We start from the raw sequence: 11,431 nt of genomic DNA, 5'->3' as shown, positions 1-11,431 counted from the left end.
TGGAGGCGTCGTCCCCCAGCGGCACCAGCACCCCCGCCCGCCCCCCATCCAGCGCCTCCGCGGGGCCGGAGGGGCAGTCCGTGCTGACGATGGGGCACCCCAGCGCGAGCGCCTCCAGGAGCACCATGGGCAGGCCCTCGAAGCGCGAGGAGAGCGCGAACGCGGTGGCCCGCCCCATCAGCGCATGCGGGTTGTCCGCGAAGCCGGGCATGAACACGGAGGCCTCCACGCCCAGCTGCTTCACCAGCGCCTTCAGCTCCTCCTCCAGCGACCCCACCCCCAGGATGAGCAGGTGCGTGTCCGCTCCGGCCGCCTGCATCCGGGCATGGGCGCGGATGAGCACGTCGAAGGACTTCTGCGGCTCCAGCCTTCCGACCGCGATGACCACCGGCTTCTGGTACACGGCCTGGGCCCACTGCGGCAGCGGGGCCAGCGCGGCGACGCGGACCCGCTCCGCGTCCACGAAGTTGGGGATGACCTCCAGCCGCTCGCGGTCCACGTTCACCAGCTCCGCGAACGCCTTCGCGGAGTCGTAGCCACACGCCACGATGCGGTCCATGCCCGGGTACAGCACCTTGAGACCCCAGAGCTGCCGGCGCGGCTGCTCGCGGTGGAACGCCCCCCAGTCGAAGTGCACCATCCCCAGCACCGGCTTGCCCAGCATCGCCCCGGCCATCCGCGCCAAGAGCGCCGCCCGGCCCTCCTGCCCGGAGACGATGATGTCCGCCTTGCGCGCCTCGTTGAAGAGCTTCCAGAGCATCCGGGGCAGCTCCCAGCGCCGGTACGCTTCAATGCCCACGCCCCAGGAGATGGGCACGTCCGCCGGGATGCGGTCGCGCGTGTCCGGCGGCGGCGGCCCGTGGTGGAAGAACAGCGAAGGGTCGAACCGCTCCCGGTCCAGCCCCGCCAGCACGTTGCACACCGAGCGCTCGATGCCGCCCGTGCCCATGAAGACGAGCGTGAACAACACGCGCCGCCTGCCGGGCGCCGGTGCCGAGGCCGTCATGTCTCGCTGCGCCCGCAGGTTCAATGTCTGGGCTTCCCGGAAAGAAATGATTTTCATCCTCCCGTGCGGTTCGCGACCGTCCGACGGGCCCACCCGTTGAATCACCCGTGGATCATTAGCCCACGCACCCTGCCATAGGTAGCGAAGGCCGCACGGGCGCGCCACTCAGCGGACAATTGAATGACGCCATGGTTTTGGATCTCCGGGCCCTGCGTTTTCTCGTGACTGAAACACGGGCACGGCCGCCCGGCGGGCGGGTTCGTGACACAGGGCGACGGGGCCCTTCGGCGCCCTCCCCGTGGACGCCTGTCGGGGGACCCGGGGCTGGATATAGGCTCACAATCCATCCCCGTGAAGAAACCCATCCCCCTCGTCCGCCCTGCCCGCCTCCTCGCGCTCGTCCTGGCGGGTGTCCTCGCGCTGGCCGCCGTCATCGCGTACCGCAACGTCCGCACGGCCAGAGCCGTGTTGCATCCCGCGCGTCAGGCGTTGAAGCCGCTGGGGGACGCGACGCTCCCGGCCCGCACGGACGTGACGCTGCGCACGCGGGACGGGCTGAGCTTGCGCGGCTGGTACGTGCCGTCGCGCAACCGCGCGGCGGTGGTGGTGATGCACGGCTTCGCGGAGAACCGCACGCAGATGCTCTTCGAGGCGGAGGCGCTGTCGCGCGCGGGCTACGGCGTGCTGCTCTTCGACTCGCGCGGCCACGGTGAGAGCGACGGAGACCTCGTCACCTGGGGCGACCGGGAGCGGGAGGACCTGCGCGCGGCGGTGGACTTCCTGTCGGCGCGTTCGGACGTGGAGCCGTCGCGGCTGGGCGTGCTGGGCTTCTCCATGGGCGGCACCACCGCGCTCCTGGAGGCCCTGGACGATGCCCGCCTCAAGGCGGTGGCCGCCGCGGGCGCGTACCCGTCGCTGGTCGCGGACACGCGCTACAGCTACGGGAAGTGGGGGCCGCTGAGCGTGCAGCCGGTGCTCTGGACGATGCGCCTGTCCGGCGTGGACGTGGACGCGGTGGACCCCATGGCGCGCCTGTGCGAGCTGAAGGGCCGGCCGCTCCTGCTCATCAACGGCGACGTGGATGAGTACGCACCCGCGTTCCTCCAGGACGCGATGTTCCAGGCCGCGTGCGAACCCAAGTCGTACTGGGTGGTGAAGGGCGCGCACCACGGCGGGTACGCGAAGCAGGCGCCGGAGGAGTACGCGCGCCGCCTGCGCGACTTCTTCGACGCGGCGCTGCTCGGCGGCTCCTGATCAGGGCGTGTCGGGCGTCTGCGACGCGGCCCGCCAGTGCGGGGGCTCATCCATCGCGGGCCGGCCCTCCAGCAGCTCGTGCGGACGGAAGCCGGCCTTGTAGCGCAGCGAATCACACGCGAGCACGCGGTAGCCCAGGTAGACGTACGGGATGCCCCGCTCGCGCGCCAGCTCCACCTGGAAGAGCACGCTCGCCTTGCCCAGCGACAGCCGCGAATACGCGGGGTCGTAGAAGAAGTACACCGCGCTCCACGCGCGCGGCATCTCGTCGCACAGGCCCAGCCCCACCAGCTTCGGGCCCGCCGGGTCGCTGTCGTCGTACCAGGCCACCTCGCGCGCGGACGGGTGCGGGAAGGCGAACTGGAGCGAATACTCGCGCTCGCCCAGCTCCGAAGGGTCCCATTCGCGCACCGTCTCCCGCTCCGCGTGCCACGCGCGGTAGAGCGCGAGCCGCTCCTCGTCCACGCGTGGCGGCCCCACCTCCACGCGCAGGTGCGCGCACGCCGCCCGGGCCCGGCGCTGGCTGCGGTTGGGCTGGAAGCCCTCCACCGACACCCGCAGGGACACGCACTCCTGGCACCCCACGCACGCGGGCCGGAAGTACTGCGGCCCGAAGCGGCGCCACCCCCGCACGAGCAGGTGCTCGTACTCCCGGGGCGTGACGTTGCGCATCAACAGCGTCTCCAGGGACGCCTGCCGCCCCGGCAGGTAGCTGCACGGACGCGGAGCTTCGATTTCGTGTGCCAGCAGGACGGCCATCGGTGTTCCTTTCCTGTCGGCCCGGCGTCCTTCCGTCAAGCAGTGCCTGCCTGGTCGGCGACCCACCCCCCGTCGGGAACGACCCATTCCGGTGATCCGTTCCGTATCGAGGGTGGCACACCGACTGCAAGTCACCGGCTGACGCCGTACTGCTTGCGGAAGAGGGAGAATGCACATGGCCCGCGAGGAACTGCTTCCCGGATGGCTGCCGCTCGACCCGGTGGAAGAGACCGAGCTGTCCGCTCACGGCGACGCGTTCTCGGAGGAGGACGCCCCAGAGCCCTTCATCGCCTCCGTCGGGGACCTGCCCGGGGACGCGGACGCGTTCGACGACGGGTTCGACTTCGCCGTCGCCAGCTTCTGACGCCGCGCAGGGGGGCGGGCGGGCGGCCACGGTGTGGCAATCCTGTCGCGTCAGGACCGCAAAACCTGCCGGTTCCACGGCCGGCGACACAGTAGAAACTTCCGAGAAACCGGGAGGAATGGCTGGATGCTCCCTCTCCGGTGAAGCGGGCGGGTAGCGCCGGACACAGGGGCGGACATGGGGCGCAACGCCCCTGAGGCAGAATGTCCCGTCGCTCCAGGTCGTCCGGGACAAGGAGTCCCCGGGCTGGCTTCTCAGTCGTGGGCCGCCACCGGTATAAGTCCGGCATGTCCCAGATTGACGTCTCGGTGGTGATGCCGACGTACAAGCGCGAGAAGGAAGTGGTGGAGGCCATCCACTCCGCGCTGCGTCAGGAAGGCGTCCAGGTGGAGGTGCTGGTCCTGGACGATTCGCCCGAGGGCACCGCTCGCCAGGCGGTGCAGGCCATTGGCGATGAGCGCGTGCGCTACTTCAAGCAGGACGTGCCGTCGAAGGGCCGGCCCGCGCTGGTGCGCAACCACGGCGCCACGCTGGCCCGGGGGCGCTACCTGCACTTCCTGGACGACGACGACCTGCTGGCCGAAGGGGCGCTGAAGGCGATGGTGTCCGCCCTGGACGCTCGGCCGGACGCGGGCGTCGCGGTGGGCTGGGTGGTGCCCTTCAGCGAGGATCCGGAGTGGCTGGAGGACAAGAGCAGCTACTTCGAGCGCGTGGCGAGGGTGGGCGCCACCACGCCCAACAGCGCGTGGACGGTGGCGCACATCCTGTTCCTGGGCACGCTGTACGTGAACTCCGCGTGCATGGTGCGCCGCGACTACTTCCAGCCGCTGGGCGGGTTCGATCCGAACATCCCCGTCTACGAGGACGTGGACTTCTACATGCGCGGCATCCGCCGCTACGGCCACGTCTACGTGAACCGCCCCATCCTCAACTACCGGGTGGGCAAGCCGTCGCTGATGCACGACCTGGGCAAGAAGGGCGAGAAGGTGGAGAAGTCCGTGGCGGAGTCCAACGCCATCATCCACAACAAGTACCGGCGTGAGCACGGGGAGCTGGAGTACCGGCTCCTGCAACTGGCCACGCGCGCGCTGAAGAAGCGCTTTGAACTGACGCGCTACCTGCCCCTCAAGCTGCCCCGCGCTTCCTGAAAGAGTCCCCACCGTGAGCCTGCATCGTCGTCTCGTTGGAACCGCCAAGCGGCAGCTGAAGCAGACCCTGGGGCCCGTGGTGCAGCGCGTGATGGCCCCCGCGCGCGCCTTCCTCCCCCCGGAGACGTGGAGCCTGGAGTCGCGCCCCGGCCAGGGGCTGTTGCTGGAGGGCGTGTCGCTGACGGACCTGGTGAAGGAGCACGGCTCGCCGCTGCACGTGGTGCACCTGGCGGCGCTCCACCGCAACGCGGCGGCGTTCCAGGCGGTGCCCCCGGGCGCGGCGGGCGGCTGCGAGGTCTACTACTCCTACAAGACCAACCCCGTGCCCGGCGTGCTGTCCGCGCTGCACGCGCAGGGCGTGGGCGCGGAGGTGATCTCCGCCTACGAGCTGTGGCTCGCGCTCAAGCTGGGCGTGGCGCCGGAGCGCATCGTCTACAACGGCCCGGTGAAGTCGGACGCGTCCATCCGCGAGTCCATCACGCGCGGCATCGGCCTGCTGGCGGCGAACCACGTGGAGGAGCTGGACGTTTTTGCGCGGCACGCGCAGGAATTGCGCAAGCGCCCGCGCGTCGCGGTGCGGGTGACGACGGCGCAGGGCTGGACGTCGCAGTTCGGCACGCCCATCGCGGGCGGCATGGCGCTGGCCGCGTACCGCAAGGCGCTGGCGGCGGGGACGCTGGACGTGGTGGGCCTGCACGCGCACCGGGGCGAGCTCATCCGCACGGAAGCGGAGCTGGAGGGCTTCGTCGGCGCCGTGCTGGACTTCGCGGACGAGCTGCACCGGGAGCTGGGCCTGGACCTGGAGGTGCTGGACCTGGGCGGCAGCCTCTGCACGCCGACGGTGGAGCACATCGAGAACAAGGACTGGCGGCTCAACCTCACCTTCCAGCGCGACCTGCCCGCGCCGGACTTCGCGGCGGCGCTCTCCATCGAGCGCTACGTGGCGAAGGTGGTGTCCCAGGTGGAAGCGCACTACGCGAAGAGGGGCCGCGCGCGTCCGCGCATCTTCCTGGAGCCGGGCCGCGCGATGACGGGCAACACGCAGCTGCTGCTGGGCCGCGTGCACGCGCTGAAGGACGGCGGCGAGCGCACCTGGGCGGTGCTCGACATGGGCATCAACCACGCGGAGTGCGTGCGCAACGAGTACCACCAGCTCTTCCACGTCGAGCGGCCGGACGCGCCCGCGCACCGGGCGTACACGGTGGTGGGCCCCATCTGCACCCCGGGCGACACGCTGTACCACGCGGTGCGGCTGCCGGAGCTGAGGGTGGGCGACACGCTGGCCATCATGGACGCGGGCGCGTACTTCGTGCCCTTCGGCACGTCCTTCTCCTTCCCGCAGCCGGCCATCGTGGGCGTGGAGGGCGGGAAGGTGCGCGTGCTGCGCCGGGCGGAGCAGAACGAGGACCTGATCACCTTCGATGATCCGGCCTCCGTCCCCGCTCGCGCCGCCAGCTAGCAGCCGCCCGTCAGCTGCGGTTGAAGACCATCATCCGCAGGAAGGCGCGGGGGTGGCGCGCGGACCCGTAGGCGATGGTGGCCAGCTCCACCGCTGCGGGCATCATGTCGTCCCGGTCGATGAGCGGATCCACCGCCTTCTCCCGGTGGGTGTTGAGCCACTGGCGCCACTGCCGGGCCTCGGTGGCCGGCAGCGCGCCGGACAGCCGCTGGAGGTTGAGCAGCATCTCCAGCGCGATGCGGTTGCAGAACACCTCTTCGTCGTGCCGGGCACTGACGGCGCGCGCGTCCGCCACCGCGTTCGCGAGCGCCTCCCGGTTGCCCGTGGCCGCGTGGTACGCGAGCAGCGGCAGGGGCAGCCCGCGCGCGATGTCGAAGCCCATCTGCCCGTAGAAGCGCGGGTTGAAGTCGATGAGGAGGTAGGAGTCCTTCGTCTGGATGAACTCCACCTCGAAGACGCCGTGGTAGCCCAGCCGCTGGCACAGCCGCGTGAGGCCCGCCACGAGGTCCGGGCGCAGCGGAGCGGATTCGAAGCAGACGCCCACGCCCAGCTTGCGCGGGCGCTGGAGCACCTTCATGGCGGCGCGCGCCTCGAAGAGCTCGCCGGACTCATCCACGAAGCCGGACAGGCTGTAGATGCCCTCGGCGGCTTCGGGGTGGAACTCCTGCACCATGGGGTTCACGACGGCCGGGTCGAACTTCACGAGCATGGGCGCGTACGTGTCGCGGGCGAACTCGCGGTACTCGCGCGCCAGGTCCTCCGGGGACGACACCGGCTGGCCCTTGCGGTGGGTGGCGTGGAGGATCTGCGTCGTGGGCTTGAGCAGGACGGGGAAGCTGGCCTCGCGGCGCACCTGCTCCAGATCGGCTTCCGACTGGGGGAACCAGGTGCGCGGCAGGTGCAGGCCCACCTCCGTGCCCACCTCGTAGAGGCGGCGCTTGTTGAGCAGCCCGTACACCGCGTCCACGCCCGGGTCATAGAGGTGGAAGAGGTCCTCCAGCTTGGGGCGGTGCGCGGCGATGAGCCACGCCAGCTCGTCGCTCGTCGGGTAGAGCACGTGCTTGACGGGCTCACGCAGGCCGAAGTCCACCAGCCACTGGAGGAAGGCCTCCGGCTGGGATTCCGGCGGGCACTGCACGCGGCGGCTGACGAAGCGCGAATAGCTGGCCGGGCCCAACCGCCCGGTGTCCGCCACCGTCACGTCCACGCCATGGCGTCCCAGACAGCGCGCCGCGGCCAGGGTGCCGTAGAAGTTGGCGGAGAACAGCAACGCGGGGGGACGGGCCGCGATGACTGCCGCGGGGGCCTCATCGGAGAAGGCCGCCTCTTCCATCTCATGCTCCAGATTCGCGGTGTCGGCCCCGCCACGGGGGCGCGAGGAGGAACGACGGGATTGTCGGAGACGCTGCCCCAGGCGACTGCCCCCCGCATCAGGGGGGGCGGTACCGGCGGCCGAAGTGCTGGCCATCAGCCCCGCGGTGAGAAGCGTCAGAAGGTGCCTGTTCATGTCGAGCCGTCTGCCTTCCGGAAGCCCGGGTGACCCCCGGAGGGCAATTCCGGACAGAATACCTTTTCCCGCTGCGCTTGCGATCGCTCCCCGCGACGATTGCACCCCCAAGCAGCGGCGTTCCGTCAGCCAGGAATGCCGCCGGGCGGGCTCCAGCGCAGGCACCCCTGGGTCAGCAGCCAGGCATCGGTGGCGACCCCGGGGGTCGTCGTCGCGAGTCGGAGGACGGACTCCGCGAAGGCCTCCGGCGGCGCGGTGTGGCCGGCGGCGCGCGCGGCCTTCCACGCGGACTCCCAGGCCTGGAAGAAGGCGTGCACGGGCTCGCCCGGTCGGACGCGGCGGCGCAGGTCGCGGGGCAGCCAGTCGCGCAGCAGCAGGGGTGCGAAGCCCCGGGAGAAGTCGGTGTGGAACAGGAGGCTCTCGCGCACGGGGGCCGCGTCATCCGGAGCCCGACGCAGCAGGTGGGCCACGAGCACCGCCCCGTCCGTGTCGGAGCTGCCCTCCACGAGCAGGCCCGAAGGCAGCAGCGGGCGTGTCAGCGCGCGGTGCGCCTCCGGGATGCGCTCCTGCGGCCCCTGGCGCAGCAGGTTCATGGCGCGCACGAGCCGGGCGGGCTCCTCCGGTGACAGGGGCAGCGCGAAGCCACCTTCACGGAAGTGCGTGCGCGCATCCGCGTGCGTGCGCGCGGCGGCCCCGGCCCGTTCGGCGTCCAGCTCCACGCCCACGACGATCAGCTCCGGGTTGAGGGTGCGAAACGCCGCGGCGCTCTCCAGCGTCGTCCAGGGCTGTTCGCCGAAGCCCACGTCCACGAAGACAGCGCGCGCCCAGGCGTCGTCCTGGCGCGTGAGGAGCGCGGATTCGAAGCGGCACAGGTACGCATCCAGCGCGCGCAGGCGCCCGGGAGCGGTGCGTCCCCGCGTGCGGATGTCCAGCTCGGCGTCGGCCATCCCCTGGACATGGGCGAGCGTCGCCGGGACGTCAAGGGCCCCGGTCCGCTCCGTGGCCCGCGAACACGGTGACCGGGCCCCCAGTGCCGTCCACGGCCGCGAGTGGAGCGAACGTCCCCGGTGTTCGGCGTCAGCCCTGCCTCCGTCCGCCCACAGCTCCCGGGCCTAAAGGCCCGCAGGTCCGCCGCACCGCCCGGATTTTCGTCCGTCCGGCGTCGCACCTAGAGTCGGAGGCCCGTGAACCCTCCATCCGCCTCCTGCCCCCGCTGTGGCGCCATGCGCGCGGACGGACCCGAGTGCCCGGCGTGCGGCGTCATCTACCTGCGCGCGGAAGCACGCGCCGCCGCCCGACAGGCCGAAGCACGCGATGCCGCGAAACGGGACGCGGCCCTGAGTGAAGCGGAGGACCAGCGGCTCGCGCTGCGCGAGGCCCTGGAGGCCCACACCGCGCCCACGTTCGTGCCGCCCCTGAGCGCGGCGCGGCCCACGCAGGACGCCGCCCTGGAAGGCATCACCTTCCACGCGGAGGCCACGAACGGCGAGGACGTCCTGGAGGCGCGGCTGCGTCTGTGGGTCCTTCCCGCGGCGCTCCTCATCGCCTCCCTCGCGGTGCGCTCGCCGGGCTTCCACGCCCTGATGCGCATCTTCCTCACGATGCCCGTGCATGAGCTGGGGCACGCCGTCACCGCGTGGTTCTGCGGCTTCAGCGCCACCCCCTCGCTGTGGTTCACGTCCGTGTCGGAGGAGCGCTCGGTCTTCATCCCGCTGGTCCTGGCGGGCCTGCTGGGGACCCTGACGTATCAGGGCTGGAAGCGTCGCCAGTGGACGTGGCTGGGCGCGGGCGCGGTGCTGCTCCTGGCGCAGGCCGTGGGCACGCTGGGCCTGGACCACCGGGAGGGCCGGTCCCTGGTCACCTTCGGAGGTGACGCGGGGATGATGGTGCTGGGCACGGCGCTGATGGCCACCTTCTACGTGCCCCCGGAGCACTCCCTGCGCAGGAACGCGCTGCGCTGGGGCTTCATCGTCATTGGCGCGGCGGCCTTCATGGACGGCTTCGAGCAGTGGTGGGCCGCGCTCTCCCACGTGGAGCGCATCCCCTTCGGCCGGAACGAGGGCTCGGGCCTGAGCGACCCGACCCGGCTGGTGCAGACCTACGGCTGGAACATCAGCCACCTCATCCGCCGGTACGTGGCGCTGGGCATCACCTGCCTCGTCGCCCTGGGCCTCCTCTACCTGGGCGCCCTCTGGCGCGTGCGCGGCTTGCTGCGCCGTGGGACTTCCGCCGCGGGCTGACGCCAGTCCCCGAAGGGCCACTCGAAGCCGGGCGTGCGCCGCACCTCCGGCGACCGGGCCCCGCGCCACTTCAGCGACTCCCCGGGCCGCAGCAGGAGCGCCTTCGGTCCCTCGCCCTGGGCCTTGCGCACCTCCGCCAGACGCTCCGGATACGGATCCGCGTCCGGGTTCTCATCCAGCGAACTGGCGCCCGTGACGGGCTCACCCGGATAGCCCTCGTACCGGGGCCCCATGCCCTCGCGCCAGTACCAGGGGGCGCCTCCGTCCGCGCAGGGCACCACGTAGCGCGCGCCCAGCAACGCACCGTAGCGCAGCGCCTCCTCCGGCCCCGCCATCAACCGCTGCGGCGTCGTGAGCGCGTCGCGCGGCACGTTGACGAGGAAGGCATCCAGCGTGGTGAAGCCGAAGAAGATGGGTGGCAGCCGGAAGCCGCGCACGCCGCAGAAGAGCACGTCCACCGGGCCCTGCGCTTTGCGCACCTTGCGGCAAACCGCGTCCATGTCCCCGCGCACGTCATGGCCCGCGTCCGCGAAGAAGGCGGAGGAGAAGTCCGGCGTGCTCACGTGCCACGTGTTGCCCTCGTTGAAGAGGCCTGGGTGCGGCCCCTCGCCATCGGTGGGCTGCTCGCCGTGGAAGGGCAGCGCGCGCACCGTCACGTCGCCCACCTGCCGCGTCTCGCCCCAGCGCAGCGCTTCCACGCGCGTGAAGCCCAGTTGCTGGAGCCGCAGTGCGCAGTCCGTGGAGAAGAGGCTCTCGCGCACCACCGTCGGCACGAAGATGCGCGTATCGCGGGGCAGCGGCAGCAGCGAGCCCAGGTGGAAGTGGTCTCCGTGCGAATGCGTGATGACCACCGCGTCCACCCGCCCCAGGTCGCCCGCCTGCATCGGCGCGTAGCCGGGCAGGTCCGCGTCTCCGGCGGGACGGAAGTACGGATCCACCAGCACGCGCCCTTCCCTGCCCGCCACCAGCACCGTGTTGTGCCCCACGAAGAGGGCCCCCGGTCCGGGCACGTCCACCGGTCCCTCGTGCCGCACGAGCCAGCCGGCCTGGGACAGGTCCCCCAACAGTTCGTCCACGACCGGCGCGACGGACAGGCCGCGCAGTTCCTCCGGCGTCGCACCCCGGGCGAGCGCGGCGAACAGGTCCGCCACCACCGGCCATTCCTTCGCGCGCACCGGCACGTCCAGGCCCAGCGACTCCTGGCGCAGGTGCAGCACGCGGGGACGGTGGAGAAGCGGATCCGGGAAGAGGACGTCCTCGCGCAGCACGCGCCGTCCCATGCGCCGCTTCGTGCCCACGCACAGCGCGGCATAGCGGGGCGTGTCCTCCAGCCAGCGCACCAGCGCGTCGGCTTCCCGCAGCGCGCCCTCGCGGCCCAGCGCGGCGATGTGCCGCTTGAGCGGAAGCTGTGCGCGGCGCACCGGACGCGCCGTGGGTCCCTGGATGCTGCACCCCAGGTCCTCATGGTGGTCGGCCTCCGTCTTCGCGGAGGCCAGGACGGCCAGGCTGACACCACGGTGCAGGGTGAGTCGCATGCACCGCGACGTCGCACGGCCGGTCGCCCCTTGCAAGGGTCCGCGAGCCTCGCGGCGCGGGCAGCGACGGGCCGCCGGGTCGCCCGCATCCGGGAGGCCACCGCCGGTTGTGGGGGGCCCGCGAACGCCGCTACCCTCCGCCGCACCCATGGCCCACCC

10 protein-coding genes are annotated in these 11,431 nt (G+C 71.7%); 5 read left to right on the top strand and 5 right to left on the bottom strand.

Going from position 1 to position 11,431, the window contains the following annotated elements; genetic code table 11:
* On the bottom strand, positions 1–1,063 hold a 1,063-nt coding region (locus D7Y13_RS30100), incomplete at its 3' end, for a glycosyltransferase (protein WP_244222389.1).
* A gap of 294 nt (positions 1,064–1,357) precedes the next feature.
* Between D7Y13_RS30100 and D7Y13_RS30095 the strand changes: the two genes are divergently transcribed.
* Positions 1,358–2,260 (top strand): alpha/beta hydrolase, encoded by a 903-nt coding sequence (locus D7Y13_RS30095; RefSeq protein WP_233595909.1) that lies wholly within the window; start codon positions 1,358–1,360, stop codon positions 2,258–2,260.
* Here the strand turns inward: D7Y13_RS30095 and D7Y13_RS30090 are convergent, their stop codons facing one another.
* Complete coding sequence (locus tag D7Y13_RS30090; RefSeq protein WP_120537035.1) at positions 2,261–3,019, bottom strand: arginyltransferase; 759 nt, start codon at positions 3,017–3,019, stop codon at positions 2,261–2,263.
* Positions 3,020–3,194: 175 nt separating this feature from the next.
* Between D7Y13_RS30090 and D7Y13_RS30085 the strand changes: the two genes are divergently transcribed.
* From D7Y13_RS30085 to D7Y13_RS30075, 3 genes are all read left to right on the top strand, one after another.
* Positions 3,195–3,383 (top strand): hypothetical protein, encoded by a 189-nt coding sequence (locus D7Y13_RS30085; protein ID WP_147444493.1) that lies wholly within the window; start codon positions 3,195–3,197, stop codon positions 3,381–3,383.
* A gap of 287 nt (positions 3,384–3,670) precedes the next feature.
* Positions 3,671–4,531, top strand: a complete 861-nt coding sequence (locus D7Y13_RS30080) for a glycosyltransferase family 2 protein (RefSeq protein ID WP_199732937.1) — start codon at positions 3,671–3,673, stop codon at positions 4,529–4,531.
* Positions 4,532–4,544: 13 nt separating this feature from the next.
* Positions 4,545–5,990, top strand: coding sequence for a type III PLP-dependent enzyme domain-containing protein (locus tag D7Y13_RS30075; protein ID WP_120537032.1), 1,446 nt, complete (start codon positions 4,545–4,547; stop codon positions 5,988–5,990).
* Positions 5,991–6,000: 10 nt separating this feature from the next.
* Here D7Y13_RS30075 and D7Y13_RS30070 read toward each other — a convergent pair whose 3' ends face one another.
* Together D7Y13_RS30070 and D7Y13_RS30065 are read right to left on the bottom strand one after the other, a co-directional pair.
* Complete coding sequence (locus D7Y13_RS30070) at positions 6,001–7,323, bottom strand: carboxylate--amine ligase (protein ID WP_199732936.1); 1,323 nt, start codon at positions 7,321–7,323, stop codon at positions 6,001–6,003.
* Positions 7,324–7,622: 299 nt separating this feature from the next.
* A complete protein-coding gene (locus D7Y13_RS30065; protein WP_120585559.1) occupies positions 7,623–8,444 on the bottom strand; it encodes a methylase in 822 nt (273 codons plus the stop codon).
* A 237-nt stretch (positions 8,445–8,681) separates the two neighbouring features.
* Between D7Y13_RS30065 and D7Y13_RS30060 the strand changes: the two genes are divergently transcribed.
* Positions 8,682–9,737 carry a hypothetical protein gene (locus D7Y13_RS30060; RefSeq protein ID WP_233595908.1) on the top strand — a complete coding sequence of 352 codons (1,056 nt, stop codon included), beginning with the start codon at positions 8,682–8,684 and terminating at the stop codon, positions 9,735–9,737.
* Here D7Y13_RS30060 and D7Y13_RS30055 read toward each other — a convergent pair.
* Positions 9,674–11,272, bottom strand: coding sequence for an MBL fold metallo-hydrolase (locus D7Y13_RS30055; RefSeq protein ID WP_120585557.1), 1,599 nt, complete (start codon positions 11,270–11,272; stop codon positions 9,674–9,676). The two genes, D7Y13_RS30060 and D7Y13_RS30055, sit on opposite strands and share 64 nt — an antisense overlap.
* Positions 11,273–11,431: the final 159 nt, after the last annotated feature.

This window comes from Corallococcus praedator (assembly GCF_003612125.1).
Lineage (GTDB): Bacteria > Myxococcota > Myxococcia > Myxococcales > Myxococcaceae > Corallococcus > Corallococcus praedator.
This window is presented reverse-complemented; position numbering and strand designations above follow the sequence as displayed.

Excerpts from the sequence above, each read along its gene's own strand:
- D7Y13_RS30090 (WP_120537035.1), bottom strand. The coding sequence starts at position 3,019 with ATGGCCGTCCTGCTGGCACACGAAATCGAAGCTCCGCGTCCGTGCAGC.
- D7Y13_RS30085 (WP_147444493.1), top strand. The coding sequence starts at position 3,195 with ATGGCCCGCGAGGAACTGCTTCCCGGATGGCTGCCGCTCGACCCGGTG.
- D7Y13_RS30080 (WP_199732937.1), top strand. The coding sequence starts at position 3,671 with ATGTCCCAGATTGACGTCTCGGTGGTGATGCCGACGTACAAGCGCGAG.
- D7Y13_RS30070 (WP_199732936.1), bottom strand. The coding sequence starts at position 7,323 with ATGGAAGAGGCGGCCTTCTCCGATGAGGCCCCCGCGGCAGTCATCGCG.
- D7Y13_RS30065 (WP_120585559.1), bottom strand. The coding sequence starts at position 8,444 with ATGGCCGACGCCGAGCTGGACATCCGCACGCGGGGACGCACCGCTCCC.
- D7Y13_RS30055 (WP_120585557.1), bottom strand. The coding sequence starts at position 11,272 with ATGCGACTCACCCTGCACCGTGGTGTCAGCCTGGCCGTCCTGGCCTCC.